The 23,311-nt window shown below is 70.4% G+C and carries 28 protein-coding genes and 4 tRNA genes; 17 read left to right on the top strand and 15 right to left on the bottom strand.

The features are described from left to right. Positions 1 to 5 precede the first annotated feature (5 nt). The 4 genes from glfT1 to ACWDU4_RS19700 form a co-directional block, all read right to left on the bottom strand. Positions 6 to 893 (bottom strand): galactofuranosyltransferase GlfT1, encoded by an 888-nt coding sequence (gene glfT1 / locus ACWDU4_RS19715; protein WP_450115605.1) that lies wholly within the window; start codon positions 891 to 893, stop codon positions 6 to 8. After that, positions 890 to 1,702 carry a galactan export ABC transporter ATP-binding subunit Wzt/RfbE gene (gene wzt / locus ACWDU4_RS19710; protein ID WP_450115604.1) on the bottom strand — a complete coding sequence of 271 codons (813 nt, stop codon included), beginning with the start codon at positions 1,700 to 1,702 and terminating at the stop codon, positions 890 to 892. Before wzt ends, glfT1 begins: the two co-directional genes overlap by 4 nt. Before the next feature lie 10 nt (positions 1,703 to 1,712). Further along, the gene (gene wzm, locus ACWDU4_RS19705) at positions 1,713 to 2,588 is read right to left on the bottom strand and encodes a galactan export ABC transporter permease subunit Wzm/RfbD (protein ID WP_450115603.1); all 876 of its coding nucleotides are present in this window, start codon (positions 2,586 to 2,588) and stop codon (positions 1,713 to 1,715) included. Positions 2,589 to 2,685: 97 nt separating this feature from the next. After that, positions 2,686 to 3,276 carry a bacterial proteasome activator family protein gene (locus ACWDU4_RS19700; RefSeq protein WP_450115602.1) on the bottom strand — a complete coding sequence of 197 codons (591 nt, stop codon included), beginning with the start codon at positions 3,274 to 3,276 and terminating at the stop codon, positions 2,686 to 2,688. Between the two features lie 142 nt (positions 3,277 to 3,418). Here ACWDU4_RS19700 and ACWDU4_RS19695 point away from each other — a divergent pair, with 142 nt between their 5' ends. After that, positions 3,419 to 4,618, top strand: a complete 1,200-nt coding sequence (locus ACWDU4_RS19695) for a cysteine desulfurase-like protein (RefSeq protein ID WP_450115601.1) — start codon at positions 3,419 to 3,421, stop codon at positions 4,616 to 4,618. Positions 4,619 to 4,726: 108 nt separating this feature from the next. On the opposite strand, the gene ACWDU4_RS19690 is transcribed toward ACWDU4_RS19695, so the two are convergent. Further along, complete coding sequence (locus ACWDU4_RS19690) at positions 4,727 to 5,713, bottom strand: NAD(P)H-quinone oxidoreductase (RefSeq protein ID WP_450115600.1); 987 nt, start codon at positions 5,711 to 5,713, stop codon at positions 4,727 to 4,729. Positions 5,714 to 5,811: 98 nt separating this feature from the next. Here ACWDU4_RS19690 and ACWDU4_RS19685 point away from each other — a divergent pair, with 98 nt between their 5' ends. The 5 genes from ACWDU4_RS19685 (at position 5,812) to ACWDU4_RS19665 (ending at position 8,210) form a co-directional block, all read left to right on the top strand. Next, the gene (locus ACWDU4_RS19685; protein ID WP_450115628.1) at positions 5,812 to 6,969 is read left to right on the top strand and encodes an alpha-hydroxy-acid oxidizing protein; all 1,158 of its coding nucleotides are present in this window, start codon (positions 5,812 to 5,814) and stop codon (positions 6,967 to 6,969) included. Between the two features lie 88 nt (positions 6,970 to 7,057). After that, the gene (locus ACWDU4_RS19680; protein WP_450115627.1) at positions 7,058 to 7,492 is read left to right on the top strand and encodes a MarR family winged helix-turn-helix transcriptional regulator; all 435 of its coding nucleotides are present in this window, start codon (positions 7,058 to 7,060) and stop codon (positions 7,490 to 7,492) included. A gap of 50 nt (positions 7,493 to 7,542) precedes the next feature. Next, positions 7,543 to 7,630: transfer RNA gene (locus tag ACWDU4_RS19675), tRNA-Ser, on the top strand. A 153-nt stretch (positions 7,631 to 7,783) separates the two neighbouring features. After that, the gene (locus tag ACWDU4_RS19670; protein ID WP_450115599.1) at positions 7,784 to 8,062 is read left to right on the top strand and encodes a hypothetical protein; all 279 of its coding nucleotides are present in this window, start codon (positions 7,784 to 7,786) and stop codon (positions 8,060 to 8,062) included. Between the two features lie 13 nt (positions 8,063 to 8,075). Further along, on the top strand, positions 8,076 to 8,210 hold the full coding sequence (locus ACWDU4_RS19665; protein WP_450115598.1) for a hypothetical protein: 135 nt from the start codon (positions 8,076 to 8,078) through the stop codon (positions 8,208 to 8,210). Between the two features lie 11 nt (positions 8,211 to 8,221). Here the strand turns inward: ACWDU4_RS19665 and ACWDU4_RS19660 are convergent, their stop codons facing one another. Further along, positions 8,222 to 8,578, bottom strand: coding sequence for a hypothetical protein (locus ACWDU4_RS19660; RefSeq protein ID WP_450115597.1), 357 nt, complete (start codon positions 8,576 to 8,578; stop codon positions 8,222 to 8,224). A 207-nt stretch (positions 8,579 to 8,785) separates the two neighbouring features. Then, entirely contained in the window at positions 8,786 to 9,601 is an 816-nt protein-coding gene (locus ACWDU4_RS19655) for a DUF5602 domain-containing protein (RefSeq protein WP_450115596.1), read from the bottom strand. Between the two features lie 258 nt (positions 9,602 to 9,859). Here ACWDU4_RS19655 and ACWDU4_RS19650 point away from each other — a divergent pair, with 258 nt between their 5' ends. Next, on the top strand, positions 9,860 to 10,849 hold the full coding sequence (locus ACWDU4_RS19650; RefSeq protein WP_450115595.1) for an alpha/beta hydrolase: 990 nt from the start codon (positions 9,860 to 9,862) through the stop codon (positions 10,847 to 10,849). Positions 10,850 to 10,856: 7 nt separating this feature from the next. Here the strand turns inward: ACWDU4_RS19650 and hisC are convergent, their stop codons facing one another. Beyond that, positions 10,857 to 11,939 carry a histidinol-phosphate transaminase gene (gene hisC / locus ACWDU4_RS19645; protein WP_450115594.1) on the bottom strand — a complete coding sequence of 361 codons (1,083 nt, stop codon included), beginning with the start codon at positions 11,937 to 11,939 and terminating at the stop codon, positions 10,857 to 10,859. Positions 11,940 to 12,009: 70 nt separating this feature from the next. Here hisC and ACWDU4_RS19640 point away from each other — a divergent pair, with 70 nt between their 5' ends. The 3 genes from ACWDU4_RS19640 to ACWDU4_RS19630 all read left to right on the top strand — a co-directional run bounded on the left by ACWDU4_RS19640 (position 12,010) and on the right by ACWDU4_RS19630 (position 13,024). Continuing rightward, on the top strand, positions 12,010 to 12,726 hold the full coding sequence (locus ACWDU4_RS19640; protein WP_450115593.1) for a dienelactone hydrolase family protein: 717 nt from the start codon (positions 12,010 to 12,012) through the stop codon (positions 12,724 to 12,726). An 83-nt stretch (positions 12,727 to 12,809) separates the two neighbouring features. Next, a tRNA-Ser gene (locus ACWDU4_RS19635) sits at positions 12,810 to 12,901 on the top strand. 50 nt (positions 12,902 to 12,951) lie between these two features. Continuing rightward, a tRNA-Arg gene (locus ACWDU4_RS19630) sits at positions 12,952 to 13,024 on the top strand. 136 nt (positions 13,025 to 13,160) lie between these two features. Here ACWDU4_RS19630 and ACWDU4_RS19625 read toward each other — a convergent pair. The 3 genes from ACWDU4_RS19625 to ACWDU4_RS19615 form a co-directional block, all read right to left on the bottom strand. Beyond that, positions 13,161 to 14,606 carry a PepSY-associated TM helix domain-containing protein gene (locus ACWDU4_RS19625; RefSeq protein ID WP_450115592.1) on the bottom strand — a complete coding sequence of 482 codons (1,446 nt, stop codon included), beginning with the start codon at positions 14,604 to 14,606 and terminating at the stop codon, positions 13,161 to 13,163. Positions 14,607 to 14,873: 267 nt separating this feature from the next. Beyond that, complete coding sequence (locus tag ACWDU4_RS19620) at positions 14,874 to 15,401, bottom strand: hypothetical protein (protein ID WP_450115591.1); 528 nt, start codon at positions 15,399 to 15,401, stop codon at positions 14,874 to 14,876. Between the two features lie 98 nt (positions 15,402 to 15,499). Continuing rightward, positions 15,500 to 16,021 carry a hypothetical protein gene (locus ACWDU4_RS19615; RefSeq protein WP_450115590.1) on the bottom strand — a complete coding sequence of 174 codons (522 nt, stop codon included), beginning with the start codon at positions 16,019 to 16,021 and terminating at the stop codon, positions 15,500 to 15,502. 219 nt (positions 16,022 to 16,240) lie between these two features. Between ACWDU4_RS19615 and ACWDU4_RS19610 the strand changes: the two genes are divergently transcribed. After that, on the top strand, positions 16,241 to 16,831 hold the full coding sequence (locus ACWDU4_RS19610) for a putative glycolipid-binding domain-containing protein (protein ID WP_450115589.1): 591 nt from the start codon (positions 16,241 to 16,243) through the stop codon (positions 16,829 to 16,831). 48 nt (positions 16,832 to 16,879) lie between these two features. Here the strand turns inward: ACWDU4_RS19610 and ACWDU4_RS19605 are convergent, their stop codons facing one another. After that, positions 16,880 to 17,848 (bottom strand): prephenate dehydrogenase, encoded by a 969-nt coding sequence (locus ACWDU4_RS19605; protein ID WP_450115588.1) that lies wholly within the window; start codon positions 17,846 to 17,848, stop codon positions 16,880 to 16,882. A gap of 49 nt (positions 17,849 to 17,897) precedes the next feature. On the opposite strand from ACWDU4_RS19605, the gene ACWDU4_RS19600 reads away from it, so the two are divergent. Beyond that, positions 17,898 to 18,434, top strand: coding sequence for a tRNA adenosine deaminase-associated protein (locus tag ACWDU4_RS19600; RefSeq protein ID WP_450115587.1), 537 nt, complete (start codon positions 17,898 to 17,900; stop codon positions 18,432 to 18,434). A gap of 38 nt (positions 18,435 to 18,472) precedes the next feature. Further along, positions 18,473 to 18,907 carry a nucleoside deaminase gene (locus tag ACWDU4_RS19595; RefSeq protein WP_450115626.1) on the top strand — a complete coding sequence of 145 codons (435 nt, stop codon included), beginning with the start codon at positions 18,473 to 18,475 and terminating at the stop codon, positions 18,905 to 18,907. Between the two features lie 30 nt (positions 18,908 to 18,937). Here the strand turns inward: ACWDU4_RS19595 and ACWDU4_RS19590 are convergent, their stop codons facing one another. Beyond that, the gene (locus ACWDU4_RS19590) at positions 18,938 to 19,507 is read right to left on the bottom strand and encodes a TetR/AcrR family transcriptional regulator (protein WP_450115586.1); all 570 of its coding nucleotides are present in this window, start codon (positions 19,505 to 19,507) and stop codon (positions 18,938 to 18,940) included. Positions 19,508 to 19,581: 74 nt separating this feature from the next. Between ACWDU4_RS19590 and ACWDU4_RS19585 the strand changes: the two genes are divergently transcribed. Beyond that, complete coding sequence (locus ACWDU4_RS19585; protein WP_450115585.1) at positions 19,582 to 20,151, top strand: dihydrofolate reductase family protein; 570 nt, start codon at positions 19,582 to 19,584, stop codon at positions 20,149 to 20,151. Between the two features lie 73 nt (positions 20,152 to 20,224). After that, positions 20,225 to 20,315, top strand: a tRNA-Ser gene (locus ACWDU4_RS19580). Positions 20,316 to 20,464: 149 nt separating this feature from the next. On the opposite strand, the gene ACWDU4_RS19575 is transcribed toward ACWDU4_RS19580, so the two are convergent. After that, positions 20,465 to 20,902, bottom strand: coding sequence for a DUF5994 family protein (locus ACWDU4_RS19575; protein WP_450115584.1), 438 nt, complete (start codon positions 20,900 to 20,902; stop codon positions 20,465 to 20,467). A gap of 248 nt (positions 20,903 to 21,150) precedes the next feature. Between ACWDU4_RS19575 and ACWDU4_RS19570 the strand changes: the two genes are divergently transcribed. Next, positions 21,151 to 21,546 carry a hypothetical protein gene (locus tag ACWDU4_RS19570; protein WP_450115583.1) on the top strand — a complete coding sequence of 132 codons (396 nt, stop codon included), beginning with the start codon at positions 21,151 to 21,153 and terminating at the stop codon, positions 21,544 to 21,546. Between the two features lie 83 nt (positions 21,547 to 21,629). After that, the gene (locus ACWDU4_RS19565; RefSeq protein ID WP_450115582.1) at positions 21,630 to 22,313 is read left to right on the top strand and encodes a YceI family protein; all 684 of its coding nucleotides are present in this window, start codon (positions 21,630 to 21,632) and stop codon (positions 22,311 to 22,313) included. Here the strand turns inward: ACWDU4_RS19565 and ACWDU4_RS19560 are convergent. Next, a complete protein-coding gene (locus ACWDU4_RS19560; RefSeq protein WP_450115581.1) occupies positions 22,297 to 23,205 on the bottom strand; it encodes a sterol desaturase family protein in 909 nt (302 codons plus the stop codon). The two genes, ACWDU4_RS19565 and ACWDU4_RS19560, sit on opposite strands and share 17 nt — an antisense overlap. Positions 23,206 to 23,311 lie beyond the last annotated feature (106 nt).

Genomic DNA, 23,311 nt, shown 5'->3' with positions numbered 1-23,311 from the left:
AGGCGTCAGGGACGCTCGAACCTCTCCCGGCGGCCCAGCCCGCGCAGGCGCATCCACTCCCGGAACCCGCGGACGTCGCGTTGCTGGACGAGGAAGTACCAGCCGAAGCGGGCGTACTCCTGCGGCAGCAGCTTGCGCATGCCGGGCTGCGACATCACGTAGCCGCGGTTGCGGTAGGTGAAGAACCGCTTCGTCTCGTTGTCCGGGTACTGGGTGTGCATCCGCCCGCCGAGGATCGGCTTGAACTCGTCCGCGCCGTTCGGGTGCACGTACGCGGTCCGCAGGCACGTCCCGAACGGCAGCCCCGACCGGACCAGACGGCGGTGCACCTCGACCTCGTCACCGCGGACGAACAGCCGCAGGTCCGGCACCCCGACCGCGTCGATCGCGGCGGCGGTGAACAGGGCGCCGTTGAACAGGGAGGCGATCCCCGGCAGGAACTCCTCGTCGCCGAGTTCGCTGCGGCGGCGGCGCCACTCGACGCCGCGGCGCAGCGGGAACGCCAGCCGGTCGGGGTCGTCGATGTCGCAGACCACCGGCGACACCTCGGCCAGTCCGTGCCGGGTCGCGCAGTCGAGCAGGGTGGCGAGGACGTCCGGTCCGTCGGGGCGGCCGTCGTCGTCGGCGAGCCAGACACGGTCCGCGCCGAGCGAGAGCGCGTACAGCATGCCGAGCGCGAAGCCGCCGGCGCCGCCGAGGTTGTGCTTCGACCCGAGATACGTGGTGGGGATCGGCGTCGACTCGACCAGTTCCCGCACCGCGTCCTCGTCGGCGTTGTCGACGACGACCAGGTGGTCCAGCGGCCGGGACTGGGCGGCGAGAACCGCCAGGGACTCGGCGAGGAGTTCGCGTCGGCGGTGCGTGACGACGACACCGACGATCCGTTCGCTCATTTCGTCTGCCCGGCCTGTTCGCGTTCCATCTCGGCGATCACGTGCCGGACGTGGTCGGCGGCGTCGTCGCCCTCGTAGGAGCGCACGACCTCCTCGATGCCGCCCTGCATGCGGATCCGGCCGTGGTCGATCCACATCGCGCTGTTGCACAGCTGCGCGAGGAACTCGTTGGAGTGGCTCGCGAACACCAGGATGCCGGAGCGTTCGACCAGTGCCTGCAGCCGGACGCGCGCCTTCTTCATGAACTCGGCGTCGACGGCGCCGATGCCCTCGTCGAGCAGAAGGATCTCCGGGTCGATCGAGGTGACGACGCCCATCGCGACCCGCACCCGCATGCCCGTCGAGTACGTGCGCAGCGGCATGTTCAGGTACTCGCCGAGTTCGGTGAAGTCGGCGATCTCGTCCATCTTCGCGAGCATCTGCTTGCGGGTCTGCCCGAGGAACAGGCCGCGGATGATGATGTTCTCGTAGCCGGAGATCTCCGGGTCCATGCCGACACCGAGGTCGAAGACGGGCGCGACGCGGCCGCGGATGTGGGCGCTGCCGCGGGTCGGCTCGTAGATGCCGGACAGCAGCCGCAGCAGCGTCGACTTGCCGGCGCCGTTGTGGCCGACCAGTCCGACCCGGTCGCCCTCCTTCAGCGACATCGTGATGTCGTTGAGCGCCTCGACGACGACGACGTCGGAGTCGGTGCGGCCGATCGCGCCGCCGGCCTTGCCGAGGAACGCCTTCTTCAGCGACCGGGACTTGGCGTCGAAGATCGGGAAGTCGACGCACGCGTTGTGGGTGTCGATGCTGACCTTGCTCACGGTGGACCCCCTAGACCCAGTAGGGCACGCGGGCCCGGTACTTGCGCAGTGCCAGCAGGGCGACCGCCCAGCCGACGACGGTGATCCCCAGCACGATGTACCAGTGGTACAGCTCCTGCGGCTGCCCGATCATCGGCGCGCGCACGATGTCGAGGTAGTGGAACAGCGGGTTGAGTTCGGCGATCTTCGCCCGATCGGCGACCGCGCCGCCCTGCGCCTCGAGGCTCTGCGTCGTCCACATGATCGGCGTCAGCACGAACAGCAGCAGGGTCAGCGACGACAGGATCGGCGCGATGTCCCGGTAGCGGGTCGCGAAGATGCCGAACACGATCGACACCCACAGCGCGTTGAGCACGATCAGTGCGATGGCGGGGATCGCCGCCAGCGACGCCCAGCTCAGGTCCCGCCACACCGCGAACGCGACCACCATGATCACGTAGATCACCAGGTTGTGCGCGAAGAACAGCAGCTGCCGCCACACCAGGCGATATATGTGCACGCTCAGCGCCGACGGCAGCTGTTTGATCAGACCCTCGTTCGCGATGAACACCTCGGACCCCTCGATGATCGAGGCGTTGATGAGGTTCCACACGATCAGGCCGACGGTGACGTACGGCAGGAACTCGTCGAGCGGCATGTCGAGCAGCGCCGCGTACAGGATGCCGATCGCGGTGGCCTGCACGCCGGTGGCGATGGTGATCCAGAACGGACCGATCACCGACCGCCGGTAACGCTGCTTGATGTCCTGCCAGCCCAGGCTGAGCCACAGTTCACGCTGTGCGAACCCGTCGCGGAGGTCCTTGACCGCGCGGCGGAAGGTCTGCGAGTCGGAGGCCGGCGGCGAGGCGGTCGCGGCGGTCTCGGATTCGAGGGCGGATGCTGACACGAGGTCCGAGCCTACCGGCCTGCCGAGAACGCCCCCGCCGCTCGTGCGCACTTCACGGGTGGACGGACCCGCGAACCGCGCACGAGCAGCACACCGCCTACAGGTACTGGCCCGTGCCCGGCTGCGCCTGCTGACCCGGCTGGACGTGAGCGGCGCCACCGAGACCAGGCGGCAGCGCGCCCTGCCGCATCTGCTCGAGCTGCGCCCGCGCCGCCATCTGCTGCGCGAACAGCGCCGTCTGGATGCCGTGGAACAAGCCCTCCAGCCAGCCAACCAGCTGGGCCTGCGCGATCCGCAGCTCGGCGTCGGACGGCACGTTGTCGTCGGTGAACGGCAGCGCGAGCCGTTCCAGCTCCTCGCGCAGTTCCGGCGCGAGACCCTGCTCGAGCTCGCGGATGGACGACTTGTGGATCTCCTTGAGCCGGTTGCGGCTGGCGTCGTCGAGCGGAGCCGCGCGCACCTCCTCGAGGAGTTGCTTGATCATCGTGCCGATCCGCATGACCTTCGCCGGCTGCTCGACCATGTCGGCGAGGGACTCGCCGCCCTGCTCGTCGCCACCGCCCGGTTCGCCGCTGCCGTTGTCCGAGGCCGCGGCGGTCGGGTCCGGCGCCGGGCCGGTCGACGTCAGGGCCACGGGTTGACCGTCGGGTCCGATCACGACGACGTGTTCATTCTCCGGTTGCGTCATGACTCCATCTTGTCGGTTCCAGCGGCGATCCGCTAAGACCCCACGTGACCCGCCGTGCCGCGGCATTTCAGATCGGCTGCCGGGGTGTGCAATCCGTCATCCCGATCGCATCGCGATGAAAACAGGTCTTAGGCTGTCGGGCATGGCTTACGACGTCGCCCGGGTGCGGGGACTGATCCCGTCACTCGGGGACGGATGGATCCATCTCGATCCGCAGTCCGGAATGTTGCACCCCGATTCCGTGTCGACCGCCGTGTCGACCGCGTTCCGTGGATCGGCCTCCTCGCAGGTCGGCAGGCATGTCGGTGCCCGCCGTGCCGCCGAGATCCTCGAGGCCGCCCGCGAAGCGGTCGCGGACCTCGTCGGTGGTGACCCCGCCGGTGTCGTCCTCGGACCGGACCGGGCGACGCTGCTCGCGTGGCTGGCGGAGGCGCTCAGTTCGCGGCTCGGGCTCGGCACCGGTGTCGTGCTGTCGCGGCTCGACGAGGAGGCCAACGTCGCGCCCTGGCTGCGAGTGGCGAACCGCTACGGCGCGCAGGTCCGGTGGGCGGAGGTCGAGATCGACACCTGCGACCTGCCGAGCTGGCAGTTCGCCGAACTCATCGGGCCGACCACCCGGCTGGTCGCGTTGACCGCCGCGTCGCCGATCGTCGGCTCCGCGCCCGACGTCCGGGTCGCGTCGGACCGGATCCACGAGATGGGCGGGTTGATGGTGTGCGACGCCGTCGCCGCCGCCCCGTACGCGCACGTCGACATCCACGAACTCGGCGCGGACGTGCTCGCGGTCAGCGGACCCAGCTGGGGTGGCCCGCAGATCGGTGCGCTGGTGTTCCGCGACCCGGGGCTGATCGACCGGATCCCGTCGATCTCGCTGAACCCGCACGCCACCGGCCCGAGCCGCCTCGAACTCGGCGGCCATCAGTACGCGCTGCTGGCGGGGCTGACGGCGTCCATCGACTACCTCGCGAACCTCGACGAGTCCGCGACCGGATCCCGCCGGGAGCGGCTCGAGACGTCGATCAGCTCGCTGCAGGACTACCACGACCGGCTGTTCGAGCGGCTCCTCGCGTCGCTGCGCCGGCTGCCGCAGGTGACGTTGATCGGCACCTCGTACAGCCGGGTCCCGACGATCAGCTTCACCGTCGCCGGGGTGCCCGCCGAGAAGGTCGCCGTGCACTTCGCCGAACGCCGCATCGGCACGGTCGTCGGCGGCAAGGGCAGCCGCCTGCTCGACTCCCTCGGCGTCAACGAGGAGGGCGGCGCCGTGACGATCGGCCTGGCCCCCTACACGACCCGCTACGAGATCGACCAGCTCGTCCGCGCCGTCGCCTCGCTCGGCTGACCGCGCCCCCACCCCAAAGTTCCGTAATGTCACATCGGCTCACTTGACGCCAGCCGATGTGACATTACGGAACCGGAGGCCTGGTGAATCGGGGATCGGTGGGCAGGGTCAGGCGAGGGTGAGGACGACCTTGCCGACGGTGTCGGCGGAGTCGAGCATCTCGTGGGCGGCGGCGGCCTCGGTGATCGGCAGTTCCGCGTGCACGACCGGACGGACGGTGCCGTCCGCGACCAGCGGCCACAGCTTCCGCGTCACCTCGGTGACGATCTCCGCCTTGCTGGAGCGGCCGGTCTCGGGGCGACCCCGCAGGCCGGTCGCGAAGACCCGGCCCCGCTTGGCGATCAGCTTGCCCAGGTTCAGTTCCCCGACCGCGCCGCCCTGCATGCCGATCACGCAGAGCTGTCCGTCCTTGGCGAGCGCGTCGACGTTGCGGTCCAGGTACTTGGCGCCCATGTTGTCGAGGATCAGGTCGGCGCCGCGCTGCGGGGTGTCGCGGACCGCGGCGACGAAGTCGTCCTCGCGGTAGTTGACGGTGAGCGTCGCGCCGAGGTCGCGGCAGGCAGCGAGCTTGTGCTCGGAACCGGCGGTGACGGCGACCGTGGCGCCGAGTGCAACCGCGACCTGGATCGCGTGGGTGCCGATGCCGCCGCCGCCGCCGTGGATGAGCACCAGCTGCCCCGCGTGCATCCCGCCGATCATCACCAGGTTCGACCACACCGTGCACGCGACCTCGGGCAGCGACGCCGCGGCCACGAGGTCCAGGCCGTCCGGCACCGGCAGCAGCTGGCCCGCCGGGACCACGACCTTCTCCGCGTAGCCGCCGCCGGCGAGCAGCGCGCACACCCGGTCGCCGACCTGCCAGTCGCGCACCCCGTCGCCGACCGCGGCGACGGTGCCGGAACATTCGAGGCCGAGGATGTCGCTGGCGCCGGGCGGCGGCGGATACAGGCCGCGTCGCTGCAGCACGTCGGCGCGGTTGACGGCGGTGGCGGCGACGTCCAGGAGAACCTGGCCCGGACCGGGTGCCGGGTCCGGAACCTCCGCCCACTGCAGGGCCTCGGGGCCGCCGGGACTGGTGACGGTGATCGCATGCATGGCTCGACGCTATCGGTTGTTCCCGCGCAAGCAACTGCAGTCCCGGCCCGGCGGGGCGTTTCGGGCGCTACGGTCACGCGGTGACCTACTTCGGCAACATGCAGAACGAGATCTACTTCGCCGGGCTCGGCGGTGCGGTGCCCGAACTGCCGATGACGGCGGCCGGTCTCGAGGAGCTGGCCCGGCAGCGGCTCTCGCCGGAGGCGTTCGGCTACATCGCGGGCAGCGCGTCCACCGAACGCACCGCCGCGGCGAATCTGGCGGCGTTCGACAAGCACCGGATCGTGCCGCGGATGCTGCGCGGCACCGCCGCGGCGGACGCCCGGGACCTGAGCGTCGAGGTGCTGGGGACCAAGCTCGCCGCGCCGGTGCTGACCGCGCCGGTCGGGGTGCTCGAACTCGTGCACCCGGCCGCGGAGGCCGCGGTCGGGGCGGTGGCGGCGGAACTCGGTGTCGGGTCGGTGCTCTCGACCGCGGCGTCCACCCCGATCGAGACCGTCGCGCAGGTGTCCGGGGACACCTGGTGGTATCAGCTGTACTGGCCGTCGGACGACGGGGTCGCCGAATCGTTGGTTCGGCGCGCCACCACCGCCGGCGCGAAGGCCATCGTGGTCACCGCGGACACTCCCGGAATGGGCTGGCGGCCACGCGATCTCGAACTCGGTCACCTGCCGTTCCTGAAAGCGAAGGGGATCGCAAACTATCTCTCCGATCCGGTGTTCCGGTCCCGGCTGGCCAGTCCGCCGGAGGAGAGCACCGAGGCCATGCAGATGGCGGTGCTGACCTGGGTGTCGATGTTCGGCAACCACGCGATCCGCGCGAACGACATTGCGCGCCTGCGGGAGTGGACGGACCTACCGGTCGTGGTGAAGGGCGTCGTGCACCCCGACGACGCCCGCGCGGTCGTCGACGCCGGTGCGTCCGGTGTGGTGGTGAGCAACCACGGCGGCCGCCAGGTGGACGGCGCGATCGGTGCGCTCGACGCGCTCGGCCCGGTCGCGGCGGCGGTGGGGGAGCGGGCGACGGTGCTGCTCGACTCCGGGATCCGCAGCGGCGCCGACGTCATCAAGGCACTCGCCCTCGGCGCGGACGCGGTGCTGTACGGGCGGCCGTGGGTGTACGGGCTGGGAATCGCCGGTGCGGACGGCGTCCGGCACGCGCTGCGGATGCTCCTCGCCGACCTCGACGTCACCCTCGGCCTGGCCGGCTTCGCGTCGGTCGCGGAACTGGACACGTCAATCCTGAGCGGCGACTGATCGGCGGATCGGTCACTAGACTGGCCGGGTGGCAGTAGAGATCGCAGACGCGGAGGACGCGTCCCCCCGGTGGCTCGACGCCGTGGAGATGCGGGCGTGGCGCGGATTCATCGACGGCAGTCAGCGCCTGATGGAGGTGCTCAACCGGGAACTGCAGTCCCGGCACGACATCTCCCTCGCCGACTACCGGATTCTGGTCATGCTCTCCGAGTCGCCGGACGGGTCCGTGCGGATGAGCGAGCTGGCGGACGGGGTGCTGTCCTCCCGCAGCCGGTTGACCCACCAGGTGCGGCGGATGGAGTCGGAGAACCTGGTCACCCGCAGCACCTGCGTCGAGGACGGCCGCGGCGTCCTCGCCCTGATCACCGACGCCGGCCGGGCGAAACTGGCCGAGGCGGCGCCGACGCACGTGCGCGGCGTGCGCAGCTACCTGATCGACCTGCTCGACGCCGACGAACTCGTCGGAGTGGCGACGGTGTTCGACAAGGTCGACGCCGCGCTCGACGCCCGTCCCGACGCCTGAGACGCGCGCCGGTTCGTCCCACACCGCCCCCGGCGGCTAGGATTCGCCACGGAAGCGTGGCAGAGCGGCCGAATGCACTCGCCTTGAAAGCGAGCTTGGGTAAAACCAACGGGGGTTCAAATCCCTCCGCTTCCGCCAAGGGCCCCGACCTGGCATCTCCAGGTCGGGGCCTTTTCGTTGGCCTCGGGTGGTTGCCGACCCGGGAAGGCCGCGGCCGGGGTGTCCCGCGCGACCGCGGAGGGCTGTCGGTGGCCGCTGCGACACTGGTGCCCGAACTGTCAGGAGGCGGACATGCGCAAGGTACCGGGCGGCTGGATCGGCGCCGCGATCGTTCTGGTGTTGGTGCTGAGCCTGTGGATGCTGATCCTCGGTGCCATCGTGCTGGGCGTGGTCGGCTGGGGCTCCTACAAGCTCGGCAGCGCCGCCCTCGCGCGCCGCCGCGACCGCCTGAACGGCGAACGCGCCCAGGCGTCGGCGCTCGCTGCTCGCGCGCAGATCCAGCACGAGCAGTACCTCGCCGGCGACGACCGCGGCGTGTACGGCGAGTACCGTCCCGCGTCGCTCGTGTGAAAGGCTCGCGCCCATGACGCGATTGGTGGCAGCAACCGCCGTGGTCGTCGCCGCCGGACTTGCCGTCCGGTGGCTGCGCTCGGGTACCGCGATGAGCACGGAAGCCTGGGCCGAGGATCCGATCGGACCGGACGAGCTCGCCGGATAGGCGGCCCGACGCTAGCCCGGTGTGTTGATGTACGTCTCGATGGCCTGCTGGGCCTTCGGGTTCCCGTTTCCGATGCCGACGATGGCGCCGATGGCTGCACCGGTCGGGGCACCGATCATGCAGCCGGCGAGGCTGCCCGGGAACATCGATATGCAGCCGATGCCGAGGCCGATCGCCGCGCCGATCGCGGTACCCGCGGCACCGCCCTGCGCCCAGCCCAGCCCCAGTTCGGCGAGCATGTTGTCGAGGGCCTGCTGCTTCGTGAGCGGCGGCGGAGGCGGTGCCGGATCCGCGTACGCGGTACCCGCTCCGACGAACAGTGCTCCGGCGACCAGGGCCGTTGCCGACATCTTCGTAATCGACTTCATCGCGATCCCCACCTTGCGGACGAAGAGACGAGTTGAACGAGACGAGTTGGGTCGACTGTAGTCCCGTCATCGCCGTCCGGAAAGCGAATGACGGCACCGTTATCGTCCTGCTGCGTCAGGAGGTGCGGGTGCGGACTCGCTCGTGTGGCCCGTGCCGGGTTGGGGAGCGCGCCAGAACTATTTGGTTTCAAAAGCGTTCGTAATCCTTCAGGACGCCTGCCGCATCGTCATCCCGCCGAGTTCGATGACGTACTCGTTCGCGGGTTCGTCGAAGCGCACGGTGTAGGTGGTCGGGTACCAGCCGGACTTCGCGTATGCCGCGGGTTGCTTGACCTGCTCGTCGACGCTCTGCTTCGTGAGCATCCACTCGCGGGTCATCATCGGCTCGAGAAACGTGTAGGCGCCGTCCCAGGATCCGGCGATCAGCACCTGCCGGAAATCGAATCCGGGCGCGATTCCCGCTGCGCCGTCGAACCAGTGCAGCCCCATGTCGGGCACCGTGTTCATGGCCGGTATCCCGGGTGGGGCCATGTATCCGGTCGGCATGTACTGCGCCGGTGGAACATTCGATGCACGAGGAACGAAATCGACTCGCATGGGCGTGATCTCGCCGACCGCCGCCGCGTCGATCATGTAGAAGTGCATGTCGAAGTGCGGCTTGGTGAACACCCCGGCAGGTTCGTGCCCGTGCGGGTTCCAGTCGAGGGTGAGGTGGTCGAACACCGTGGCCGGGGCGCCCTGCGGCAGTGCTAGCTGGAAGGTCTGCATCGGCACGTCGGCGGCCGTGGTCAGCCCGTCCAGTGCGGCCGGCGTCATCCGAATCCCGGTCGCGGCCGGGGTGCCGTCAGCGCCGACGGTGACGTACGAGTGCGCGCTTCCGTTGCCGACGTTCACGACAGGGCCGTTGAGGGTGTCGCCGGTCGCGGCCTCGGCGGGATCGGAGGCGCAGGCGCTGCCGACTGCGAGGGTCGCGCAGGCGGCGAGTGCGACGCCCGCGGACCGGAAACGAGGACGAATTCGCATGATGCACCTCGGTTGATGGAGGGATCGGCGCGACAATCCTAACTCCGCATCGGTGGACGTTCCTGCCGAACGGCGTTCTGAACTGGGAAGTTTCGCGTGGTAACGATCTTCTTACGCGGGTGCCATGTTCTGGTCGACCGTCCGACAACGAGATGGGGCAACGGGATTCGTCTCGCACTGCGGGCCCCCGGCACATCCGCTACCGTGGCCCGCAGCGGTCCGTCCGCAACCCGGCGGGGTGCCGCACGAGGTGGGCTCATGAAGCTACTCGCGACCTTGGCTCTGTCCGTGGTCCTGTGCGGCCTGATCACTCCCTCGGCCGGGGCCGGACCCCGTGGGCCGTCCCTGCGGGAGGCCGCGGCCGTCGACCACGTCACGATGCTCACCGACCGCCGCGCCGCCGTCTTCGTGCACTCGCCGTCGATGCGCGAGACCGTGCAGGTCCAGGTGCTGCTGCCGCCGCCGGGTACCGGTCCACGGCCGACCCTCTACCTCCTCGACGGTGCCGGTGGTGGCGAGGAGTCGAACTACCGGGAAAGTACCTGGACGCAGCGGACCGACGCCGTCGACTTCTTCGCCGACAAGCCCGTCAACGTGGTGCTGCCGGTCGGCGGGACCGGCAGCTACTACACCGACTGGTTGCGGCCCGATCCGACACTCGGCGTCGACGAGTGGGAGACGTTCCTGACGCAGGAGTTGCCGCCGATCGTCGACGCCCGGTTCGCCGGCAACGGCGTCAACGCGATCGCCGGGCTGTCGATGGGCGCGCACGCCGCCCTGAACCTGGCCACCCGGCACCCCGACAGGTTCGCGGGCGTGGCCGCGTTCAGCGGCTGCGCGGACAACGGGCAGTCGAACTCCCGGCTGTCGGTGCGGGCCACCGTCGCGTGGAAGGGCGGCGACGCCGACAACATGTGGGGCCCGGACGGCGACCCGGCGTGGGCGGCGAACGATCCGATGCGGAATGCGGAAGCGTTGCGCGGTAAGCAGATCTACGTCTCCACCGGCAACGGTGCCGTGGGCCTGCTGGACGATCCGACGACCGTCGACGGCCTCAGCGCGATGACCCTGGGCGCCGCACTCGAGGCGGCCGCGCTGCAGTGCACCCGTCTGTTCGACACCCGACTACGCGACCTCGGTATCCCCGCGACCTTCCGCTACCGGGACACCGGCACGCATTCGTGGCCGTACTGGCAGCAGGACCTGCACGACGCGTGGCCCACGCTGGCCCGCGCGCTGCGGGTCTGAGCCACCGTCAGGACTGCACGAGGTCGCGGCCGGTGCCGGTCGCGAACTTGAGGAACGCGTCGTTCTCGTCCGGGTCGCCGATCGTGACCCGGACCCCGTCCACGCCGTAGGGGCGCACCAGGACACCCGCTTCGGCGCTGGCCTCGCCGTACGCGGCGGCCAGCTCGCCGAGCGGCAGCCACACGAAGTTGCCGTTCGACTCGGGCACCTCGTAGCCGGCGGCGAGCAGCGCCTCGCGCACCCGGGTCCGTTCGGCGGCGACGGCGTCGGTGCGGGCGAGCAGCTCGGCGGACGCGGACAGGGACGCGACCGCCGCGGCCTGAGCGACGACGCTGACCGCGAACGGGGTGTGCACCTTGCCCAGTGCGGCGACGATCGCCGGATCCGCGACCGCGTAGCCGACCCGCAGGCCCGCCAGGCCGTACGCCTTGGAGAACGTCCGCAGCACAACGACATTCGATCGCCCCTCGGCGAGGGCGACACCGTCCGCGATCGGCGTGCCCGCGTCGTCGCCGGGACGCACGTACTCGAAGTACGCCTCGTCGAGCGCGACCAGCACGTGCGCGGGGACCTTGTCGAGGAACGCGGTGATCTCGGCCGCGCTCAGCGTCCGGCCGGTCGGGTTGTTCGGGTTGCAGACGAAGATCAGCCGGGTGCGGTCGGTGACCGCGGCCGCCATCGCGTCCAGGTCGTGCGCGTGATCGGCGGTCAACGGCACCGGCACCGGGGTGGCGCCGGCGACCTTCGTCACCACCGGGTAGGCCTCGAACGAGCGCCACGGGAAGATCACCTCGTCGCCGGTGCCGGCCGCGATCTGCACCAGCTCCTGGCACAGGCTCACCGACCCGCAGCCGATGGCGACCCGATCCGCGCCGACGCCGAGCGCCGCGCCCAGCGCCTCCCGCAACACGGCATTGGTGTTGTCCGGGTAGCGGTTCGCGCCCGCGGCCGCCTCGGCGATCGCCGCCGCCACCGACGGCAGCGGGCCGGAGGTGATCTCGTTGCTCGCCAGCTTGATGGCGCCGGGGAAGCTGCGCCCGGGCACGTAAGCGGGGAAATCGGCCAGGTCGGGGCGGATGCGTGCGGTCACGGGGTCCAATTATGCGCGGCCCGGAAAACTGGTGGGGGCGCGGTCGCCCGCCGCGTGCCAAGGTGGACGTATGTCGGGAATCTTCACGGACGGCGCGGTCCTCCGTGCCGGCGGGGAGCAGCGCGACGATGCTCCCGAGCGAGTGCCCTTGACGGCCGTCGCCCCGGACGGACCCGCGCGCGGCGGAGTCGTCGTCCTGTACGAGTCCCGCGCACTGTCCGATGCCCTGCTCGACCTGATGCGGCTGCTCGCAGGCGAGGGCTGGCTGGTCGTCGCACCGGACCTGTTCCACCGCGAGCCGGCGCACAGCGACGTCGAGGTCTTCGGCGACGCGCTGTTCGCCGACTTCGACGCCACGTTCGACTGGCTCGTCGCGCGCGGGGTGTACCCGGACTGCGTCGGGGTGCTCGGGTTCGACGACGCGGGCACCGCGGCGCTGCTGGTCGCCACCAACCGCCCGATCGGCGCCGCGGTCAGCGTCGCCGCCCGCGGCATCGTCGCGCGGCTCGGTGCGGACGTGCCCGCACTCGTCGACGCTGCCCGCGAACTGCAGGCGCCCTGGCTCGGGCTGTACGGGGAGGACGATCCGCAGACCCCGCCCGAACAGGTGGAGGCGCTGCGGGACGCCGTCGCGAAGGCCCCGGTCGCGACGAACGTGGTCAGCTACCCGGGCCTCGCGCATCGAGCGGACGAGCCGCCGCGCCTGACGCCCGACGTTGAGGAGGGCGATCCGATCCTCGACGCGCACCAGCGGATCCTCGGCTGGTTCGACAGCAACCTGCGATAACGCGGGGGTGACCAGCCGTTTTGCAGAATCGAGCGGACCCTGTGTAATCTTTCGTCCCGGCGGTTCGAAAGGACCTGAGCCTAGGAAGCGTGCCAGAGCGGCCGAATGGGACTCACTGCTAATGAGTTGTCCTCCTTACAGGGGACCGGAGGTTCAAATCCTCTCGCTTCCGCCATGTCAGCTTGCTGGCACCGTCGGTTCACGGACCGACACAACTGAAGACCTGCGCCCGTAGCTCAACGGATAGAGCATCTGACTACGGATCAGAAGGTTAGGGGTTCGAATCCCTTCGGGCGCACAACCGACATCCCCGTCACCACCAGGTGGCGGGGATGTCGCGTATCCGGGCATCGGACGTCGCTGCCGAACGGGCAGTTGCCGGGGGTGGCACTCGACCGAGTGCCGAGCCGGCAACCGCCCGTTCGGGGCTCACGTCAGGCGCGGGTGCGCTTGGCCAGCCCGACCGCGGTGTCGACCAGAAGGAACCCGAGCAGGCTCAGCCCGAGCAGCGGGACGAACCAGCCGACCGCGACCGCCGCGACCGCCACGCCGACCGCGACGGCCGTATGCACCTGCCGGAGCGTGCCGCGCACCGGGGGCCTTCCGACCGCCCAATCCGAGCCGCGGGTCGGGCGGCGACGCCACCACAGGATGTAGCCGCGCACGATCACCGTCACCAGCGCGACCGCGAGCGCGGCCAGTGCGAGCTGGTTGAGCAGCCCGAACTGCAGACCCATGTGCAGCTGGATGCCCCACGACGTCAGCTTCGCGGCCAGCGGCCACGACGCGAACCGCAGCAGGTCGGTGACCTGCCCGGTGGCGCCGTCGACGGCGATCGAATCTGTGGCGAACACCCACGGCTGCCGCGTCTCGGCGACGGTGAACGCGGTCGTCGCGTCCGCGGGGATCGAGGCCTCGACGGCACGGTCGACCCCGTTCTCGCGGGCGACGGTCAGGACGGAGTCGACCCGGTCGACGTTCGTGCCCGCAATCGAGGTGTCCGCAGGCGCGTGGGGTGCCCCGTCGTGGCCGTCGTGGCCACCGCCGGTACCGGTTGGTGCGGCGCCGAGGGTCTTGTCGAGGGCCGGGGTGGTCCAGCTCAGCGCCGAGCGCAGCTCCGAGACGTTCTCACCGGCGTACTTCGACCACGTCAGCCCCGTCGCCGACAGGAACACCAGACCCACGGCGATCCAGACACCCACGGCCCCATGCCAGCCCAGCGTGCGACCGCGTCCCGTCGCCGAGCGGTCCACGGTGAGCAGCCGTGCGGTCGCGCCGTCACGGGCACGGGCCTTGCGGTAGCGGTCCCACCACAGGTACACGCCGCCGAGGGCGATCACCCACATCCACGACGAGGCGAGTTCGCTGTAGATCCGGCCCGGCTCACCCAGGTGCAGATGCCGGTGCAGCTGCGAGATCCAGGTGCGCATCGGCAGCGCGCTGCTGCTGCCGTACACCACGAGCTCGCCGATCGGCTGCGCCGTCGCCGGGTCGACGAACACCGACAGCCGCTCGGATTCGCCGAGCGAGGGGTCGGTGAACAGGACGCGGGTGGTGTCGCCCGGTTCCGGGGCCGGGCGGACGGCTGCGACGGTCAGGTCGGGACGCACCCGTTCGGCCGCGCGGACCTGTTCGGCCACCGGGCGGGCCGGGCCGGTGGACTCGACGTGCAGGTAATCGCGGTAGACGACCTGCTCGAGGGTGGGTGCGATGGCGTAGAGGGCGCCGCTGACGGCGGCGACCAGGATGAACGGTGCGACGAGGATCCCCGCGTAGAAGTGCAGGCGCATCATCAGCGGCCGCAGCGTGCGCCGCCGGCCGGGCGGCGCGGCGTCGGGGGAGGGGGCGGGGATGGCCCGCTCGATGTCGGGTGCGGACATGAGGTGTCTCGATTCGGGTCGGCTCGTCGTGTCGGCTGATCCGCGCGGGCGCAGGCCGGAGCGGTCGCCGGGACGCGGCGAGCGGGAACACCGCGGCGGCGGACGACACGGGACGGTCGGCTGCGCCGGGCGTTGTCGGATGCCACCGGGACGCGGGCGCGATGCGCTGCGTGACCGCGCGCGTCGATGTCGCAGTCCCGGTGGAGGAGAAGGGCACGCGAAAGGGCGCCGTCCCGGATCGGTTCCGCGGCGGCGGGTTTCGTGTGGTCAGGCGGGGAGGGGTGGCCCTCGGGTGCCGAGGCGGGCACCGACGAGCAGCCAGCGTTCGAGGCGCGGCCGGTAGGGCGGGGCGGACGGCGTCCGCGGCACATCGACAGGGACGGTGGCGAACGGTGCCGGGAGGATCGCGCGCAGGGAGGCGACGGCGCGGGCGCAGCCGCGTCCCCCGCCGCGGATCAGGACCGCCGACACCGACACGGCGACCGCGTGCGCGGTCAGCATCGCGGGGGTGAACTGGGTGCCGTGATGGGCGCCGGCGCCGACCGTCAACGCGGCGTGGCCGACGACCTGACCGACCGTCAGTGCGGCGGCGAGGAAGGGCAGTTCGTGGGTGCGCACGCGGGCCGCGGACACCAGCGCGCCGACGGCGGCGCACGCCAGCACCAGCAACACCACGGCGCTTTCGGAGGGGGCAGCCCCACCGCCCATCGCGTGGGCGGCGACGGCGACGGTGCCGGACACGGAGCCGGCGAAGCCGCCGCGCATCCGCGCGAAGGCCGTCCGACGTGTCGTCACGCCGCGAAGACTACAAGTGCGCGGCTACCAGCGCGAATGTCCGGTTCGCCGGGGTTGCGTCGGATGGTGCTCGACGACCGTGGCGACCGCCCGTTCGGTCACCAGCTGCAGCCGCAGGTTCCGGTCAGCGACTGCACCTGGAAGCACTCGCCGCAGGTGCTGACCAGCTCGCGGCGGCGGCTGCGGTCCCGCTTCTGGGCCTTCGCCCGTGCCAGCACCACGCTCGGTGCCAGTGTCGCGACGCCGCCGTCGGCGGGCAGGTCGATCGCGGCGAAGTGGCGGTAGCACCGCAGGCGTTCCTCGGCGGCGTGCAGTTCGAGATCGTGGGGGTCGATCCCGTAGGTGGCACGCACCGCCTTCGCGTAACCCTCGCCGACGGTGCCGTTGACACTCACACACAGCGAGGACAGCAACGGTTCACCGCGGTCGGCGCAGTCCCCGCCGACCCGGCTGAGGGTCTTCCCGATCCAGTTCTGCAGCAGGTTCCGGGTCCGGACGCCGGACCGCTCCTGGATGGTGTCGGCGAGTTCCTGGTAGGTGAGGGTGCGCTGGTAGGTGCCGGCCACTTCGATCAGGACGAGGCGAGCCTCGGCGGACCAGATCTCCTGATTGTCGGCCATCGAAAACCTCCTGGGGCTGTCATCCGATCAATCCCATTCTGTGACCAATGTGTTATCGGCCACGTCGGTTTCGCGGTTCCCGACCGCAGACGGCGTGGGTGGTTCACAATGTCGCTCCCGCCCGCCGCCGACGCGTGCTCGACCGCTCCGAGGACGACGCGCTGGACGCGGATCGGTGCCTCCGCTGCTGATCGGGTCGACGTCGCTTACCGTAGACAGGTGACCAATGCAGCTCAGGGCGCCGACACCGTCTGGCCCGCGGTTCTCACGTGGCGGGCACACAACGCGCCTCGGATGGAGTCGGTGCGAGTGCAGTTGGTGGGCAACCGGATCAAGGCGTCCGGCCGGATCATCGGCGGGCAGTGCGCCGATCACCCCGCGTTCAGCGCCTCCTACGACCTCGTCACCGACGAGGCCGGGGTGACCCGACGCCTGTCGCTGCGGGCCAGCCTGGCAGCCGGGGAACGGCACGTGTCGATCAGCCGGGACGCCGAGGGGTACTGGATGGTCGAGGACGGCACCAACCATCACCGGTCCGCGTTCGGCGGCGCCCTCGACGTGGACGTGGTGCTCAGCCCGTTCTTCAACACGCTGCCGATCCGCCGGTTCGGGATGCAGCACGACTCCGAGGACATCCAGGTTCCGGTGGTCTACGTGTACCTGCCCGACCTGAGCGTGCGGCCTGCGGACCTGACCTACAGCTCGGGTCCCGACGGCATCCACGTGCTGTCGCCGGTGTCGAGCTCGTCGGTGACCGTCGACGCGGACGGCTTCATCCTCGACTACCCGGGGCTCGCCGAGCGGATTTGAGCGCTTCGCGTCCGTGCGTGATCTCACCCCGGTGAGGGTGAAATTCCCTCACAGGGTGCGCAGCGCTCCGCCTCGCCTGCCGGCGTCCCGCAGGGCCTCGGCCCAGCCCGGGCCGCCGATCTCGATGTCGGTGATGTCCCAGCGGTCGAGGTCGTCGTGCCGCCTCCGTGCCCGGTACCCCGCCTCGACCAGCGCCTCGGTGCTGCCCGAGTCGGCCAGGGCGCGGCGGGCGTCGGTCAGCAGCGCCAGGGCCTCGTCCAACGCGACCGTCAACGCCTGCGCGTTCGCCTCGCACATCGCCCGCACCAGCCTCGGGGCGGTGCCGGCGACGCGGGTGCCGTCCCGGTAGGAGCCGGCCGCCAGCGCCAGCGCCAGGTCGCCGCCGGACGCCGCGGTGACGGCGAGCGCCTCGGCCAGCAGGTGCGGCAGGTGGGAGATCCGCGCGACCGCCGAGTCGTGTTCGGCGGCCCCGGCGGGCACCACCACGGACCCGCAGTCGAGGGCCAACCGCGCGACCGAAGTCCAGGCGGCCGGGTCGGTGTCGTCCTCGGCGGCGACCACCCACACCGCGCCGCGGAACAGGTCGACGTCCCCGGCCGACCATCCGGACTGTGCGGTGCCTGCCATCGGGTGCCCACCCACGAAGTTCGCGGCCAGGCCGTGCCGTCGGACGGCGTCGAAGACCGAGCCCTTCACGCTGACCACGTCGGTGAGTATGCAGTCGGGGGCGTGCGCCGCGACCTGCGTCAGGACGGCGTCGAGCGCCGGTTCGGGCACCGCGACCACCAGGATGGCGCCGGTGTCGCGGGCCCGGGTCAACGCGGTCTGCAGGTCGGTGTCGGCGTCGTAGCCGTCCGCGCGGGCGCCCTCGACCGGGTCGGCCGACCGGTTCCAGCCCCACACGGTGCGGCCCGCCGCGGCCGCCGCCCGCACGAGTGATCCGCCGATCAATCCGAGGCCGAGCACACACACCGGACGATCAGCAGATTCAGCAGACACCCGGATAGGTTGGCACATTTCCCCGTCGGACTTCATGTAGGGGCCGCGCGCGGACTACGGTTGCCGCATGGCTGCACAGCGCGCGGGGAACAACGCCCCCTCGGACCGGTTCGAAGACCTCGAAGGCTTCGGTGTGGCAGTGGTGCTCGACGACGGGAAATGGAAGTGCACGGCCCTGACCGCGGCCGCACTGACCAGCCTCGATCAGGCCGAGAAGGAGCTGCTCGAGATGCGCGCGTCGGGCGCGGTGTTCGGCCTGCTGGACGTCGACGAGGAGTTCTTCGTCATCCTGCGGCCCGCACCGACCGGGACGCGGCTGCTGCTGTCCGACGCGACCATGGCCCTCGACTACGACATCGCCGCCGACGTGCTCGAGGCGCTGAACATCGAGGCCCCCGACATCGACCCCGACGACCTCGACGACATCGAGCCGTGGGAGGAGGGCGACCTGGGCGTACTCTCCGACCTCGGTCTGCCGGAACCGGTACTCGGTGTGATCCTCGCGGAGACGGACCTGTACCCGGACGAGCAGCTGACGATGATCGCGCAGCGGCTCGGCTTCGGCACGGAGCTGACCGCGGTACTCGACGCCGCGCCGCGGTAGTGACGCTGTCGCAGTCGCCGCTCGCGCGCGACGAGGCGATGGTGCGTGCCGCGATCGAGGCCGCCGCCGCTGCCGGGGACGCGGACGTCCCGGTCGGGGCGGTCGTGTTCGACGCCGACGGGATCGAGCTCGCGCGGGCGGCGAACGCCAGGGAGGCGTATGGCGACCCGACCGCGCACGCGGAGATCCTGGCGTTGCGGCAGGCCGCGAAGGTGCACGGGGACGGCTGGCGGCTCGAGGGTGCCACCCTCGCGGTGACGCTGGAGCCGTGCACGATGTGCGCGGGCGCGCTGGTGCTGGCGCGGGTGTCGAGGGTCGTGTTCGGGGCGTGGGAACCGAAGACCGGGGCAGTCGGGTCGTTGTGGGACGTGGTCCGCGACCGCCGGCTCACCCACCGCCCACAGGTGCGCGGCGGGGTCCTCGAGGCCGAGTGTGTGACGCTGCTCGACGACTTCTTCCGCACCCACCGCTGACGGCGACCTGCTCGTCGGCGGGTGCCGGGCTCAGTGCGGGAGGAGGCCCGCGACGAGCGCGTCGACGATCTCGTCGGTCGAGGTGTCGGGCATCAGCGGTGTGGTGAGCCGGTCCAGGAGGAGCCCGTCGACGGCGTAGTGGAACAGCGCGATCTCGCGGGCGCCGCCGGGCAGGCCGGCCGCGGTGTTGAATGCGACGTCCGCTTCGAAGCCCGATCGTCCCCACTCCGACATCATCGCCGCGACTTCCGGGCGCCTCGTGCTCTCGAGTCGCAGTTCGAAGAGTGCCATGGTCACCTCCCGGTTCTCGGTCAGCCGGCGCACGATGTCGCGCAGGTAGTCGGCGAACAGTTCGCGGCTCGGCTCCCTGTCCGCGAGGGTGGCGAGGACGTCCGCGTCGGGCGTCAGGCGCTCACCGATGCGTTCCACCAGTCCGGCGATGAGCTCGTCCCGGCTGCGGAAGTAGTTCGAGGCCGTGCCCAGGGGCACGCCCGCCTCGCGATCGACCGCCCGGTGGGTCAGCCCCCGAGCGCCCTGATTCGCCAGAACCGTCAGGCCTGCGTCGGCGAGCAACTGCCGACGCTCCTCGTTGCGCGCCATGGAAAACATGCTAGCCGAACCACGACACCTGTTGTACATTGTCATTCACGACAGTTGTAGTGATTGGAGTTGGAATGCGTGAACTCGTGTACTACGTCGCCACCAGCCTCGATGGTTACATCGCCGGTCCCGAAGGTCAGTTCGATGCGTTCATCCTCGAGGGCGACCACATGGCCGACCTCGCGCGCTTCGCCGACGCACTCCCCACCGACGGCGCCGAGCATCTCGGCATCGCTCAGCCGCGTACCGGGTTCGACACCGTGCTCATGGGGTGGAACACCTACGCCGCCGGGCTGCCCGACGGCGTGACCAGCCCGTACCGCCATCTGCGGCAGATCGTGTTCTCGCGCAGCAACACCGCCGACGCCGAGAACCTGGAGGTGACCGATGCCGATCCGGTGGAGTTGGTGCGTGAACTGAAGCGCTCGGACGGCGCGGACATCTGGCTGTGCGGCGGCGGCAAACTGGCCGGCCGGCTCGCCGGCGAGATCGACCGGCTGATCGTCAAGCGCCATCCGGTGCTCTTCGGGGCCGGCATTCCGCTGTTCGACGGGGTCGCGTACCTCCCTGTCGTGTTCGACGTGGTCGACACCCGTGCGTTCGCCTCCGGGGTCGAGGTCGTCGAGTACGCGCCGCGGCGCTGACGGGCCGGGTCGGCCGGTGCCGGTTGACCTGCGGATTTAGTGCCGTGCGGTCGAGTCGGGTAAAGTCACCAGCGGTGGCGTGTCCGAGCGGCCTAAGGAGCACGCCTCGAAAGCGTGTGACGGGTAACCCCCGTCCGAGGGTTCAAATCCCTCCGCCACCGCCAAAGCTCCCCACCTGTGTACGCAGGTGGGGAGCTTTTTTCATGGACAGAACCGTCGGGCTGGTCGGGAGAACGCGAGAACGACCACCCCTCGAGGCCGCGGCGAGACTCACCGAATGCGCGCCGACAGGCCGGTCGGCGCGACCGAATGCCTAGCCGGCGCGGCGACTGTACGGCGCCTCGGCATCCCTGATGACGTCTCGCATGACGTCGTAGCCGCAATCGGCGGCCGTGCCTGCGGCGATCACCACGAGTGCCACGCGGCGGCCGCTGTCCCCGAAGACGTACATCTGGTTCGTGGGTTGGCCGGGGAGTGGGCCGGTGACCGTTATCCCGTCCCACTCGTCGATACCACGCTGCCTGACGCTGATTGCGTTCCAGTCGAACGCAATTCGCGTGACATGCCCGAGGCGGATCGTGAGGGCGGTGGCCAGATCGTGGAGTTCGGTCGTGAGATTGGTGGTCCACGGCCACCAGGCCCCATCCACTGCGGTTCGGTGCTCCGCCCGTGGGGTCAGCAGTAGCCGAGAGGTTCGAGTGGTCGGGGCGAACGGCTGCCGGTTGGCCGGAGTCGGTGTGTGTCGTCCCATGTCGAAATGCGATGGGATGCGGGAAGGCGTCATGACGACGCTCCTTCGAAGCCGCGAATCGGCTGTTGATTTCCAATCGGTGCAGACCGAAGTGATGTCAATTCCGGTTCACGGTGCGTCCGATGCCTCAACTGTACAGCGCCCGCGAGGCGCCGAGACCGTGGTCGCCGCCGGTGAGTGTCCGTCGAAGGGACCGATTTTCCCCGGACCGGCGGTGACGCGCGCGTCGATCTGGTAACCATGTGGCCGTGAACAAGGCTTCGATCGTGATTCCCCTCGCCGGTGCAGCGGTGCTGGCGCTCGCCGGCTGCTCGTCGGACGACTCGTCTTCCTCCTCCGGCGCCACCGAGGACGGCCTGCGGGCCGCGGTCGACGCCCAGTACGCGAACCTGCAGAAGGCCGACTGGTCCGCGGACTACGACAACCTGTCCGCGCGGTGCCAGGAGAAGTTCGGCCGGGAGGAGTACGCCACGGCCGCGGCGACGGCATACGCCGGCCGCGACTTCTCCGGGGCGCAGGAGGTCGCCATCACCATGGACGGGGAGTCGGCCACCGTGGTCGCGACCTCGTTCGACGGCAAGGGCAGCAAGGCGCCGATGACGTGGACATACGTGGACGGGCAGTGGAAGTTCGACAACTGCTGACACCTCGCTCACCGGTTGCCCCTCGGGCTCCGCGCGCATCGTGACGCCCCCACGACCTTGAAAGCTCAACTATTCTGGCCGTCATGACCAAGCGCTGGTGGATTCTCGGTGGAATCGTCGTCGTCGCGCTCCTCGCGCTCGTCGCAGGACCGTGGGTGTACGGGAACTGGATCGCGGAGGACGACGCCCCGGCCGCGTCGGTGTCCACGGAAGGCGCACAGACGGCGCAGGGCGACGTCAACGGTCAGTGGACCGTGGTCGCGGGCGCGGAGCCCAACAAGACCGCCGCCGGCTACACCGTCCACGAGATCCTCAACGGCGCCAGCGTCACCGTCGTCGGCACCACCGGCGACGTCTCCGGCTCGGCGACCGTCGAGTCCGACAAGCTCACCGCCGCCGAGGTCGTCGTGCAGGTCGCGTCCGTCAAGACCGACAGCGCCCGCCGCGACGGCCAGTTCACCGGCAACGTGATGAATGCCGCGCAGTACCCGACCGCGACCTTCACGCTCGACGGTCCGGTCGACCTGTCCGCGGTGCCCACCGACGGCACCGCAGGCACCGTCACCGCGACCGGCACCCTCACCCTCAAGGGCACTTCGCGCCCGGTCAGCGTCGACGTCGAGGTGCTGCGCTCGGGGAACGAGCTGATCGCCTCCGGTGCCATTCCCGTCACCTGGACCGACTTCGGTGTCACCCCGCCGTCGCTCGGGTTCGTCACCGTCGACGGCACCGGCACCGTCGACTTCCTGGTCAGCCTGCAGAAGTAGGCGTCCACCCGGGTGGGCCGAAGACGTAGCCGAACTTGTGCCGCCACGAGTCGGCGGCGCGCACGTCCCGGGCGATGGCCGCGTACTCGTGGCCCTGCAGGGTGAGGATGTTGTATGTGCCGACGGGTTTGGTCAGCCCGTACGTCGGCCGGTGCGTCTCCTCCCGGAAGGTGCCGAACATCCGGTCCCAGAGGATCAGGATTCCCGCGTAATTCCGGTCCAGGTACTCCGGGTCACAGCCGTGGTGGACCCGGTGGTGCGAGGGTGTGTTGAAGACGAACTCGATCGGCCGCGGTAACCGGTCGACGTGCTCGGTGTGCACCAGGAACTGGTAGACGCGGTTCGCCGAGAACCCGACGAACACCATCCACGGCGGCATCCCGAGGAGCGGCAACGGGAGCCACATCAGGATCTCGCCGCTGTCGTTCCACTTCTGCCGCAGCGCGGTCGCGAAGTTGTAGTACTCGCTCGAGTGGTGCGCCTGGTGGGTGGCCCACACGATCCGCACCCGGTGCGCGATCCGGTGATACCAGTAGAACAGCAGGTCGACGCCCACGATCAGGATCACCCACGTGTACCAGGCGTCGGGCGGCAGGTGCCACGGCGCGAGGTATGCCCAGATCGCCGCGTAGCCGACCAACGCGAGTGCCTTCCACGCCGCGCTCGTGGCGACCGACACCAGCCCCATCGAGATGCTCGTCCGCGCGTCCCGGCCCTGGTAGCCACCCTTCGGTGGGTGCGTGCGCCCGGCCTCGTCGATCTCCGGTTCGGCGAGGTAGCGGGCCGCGACCCACTCCAGCACCAGGAACAGCACGAAGAACGGGATCGCGAGCGCGACCGGGTCACGCAGCGGCTGCGGCAGAGAATTCCACAGGTCGGGCACCGAGAACATGCAAGCAGTGTGGACCCGTCGGCCGCCCGCGATCCAGGGAATGGCGGACGCAATGCGGCGGTGCCCGGTTCCCCTGGGGACAAGCCCCTGTGCAGCGCCGCCGCCG

Source organism: Rhodococcus sp. NPDC003348, assembly GCF_053589375.1.
The sequence above is the reverse complement of the archived record's forward strand: the minus strand, read 5'-3'. Positions and strand labels throughout refer to the sequence as shown.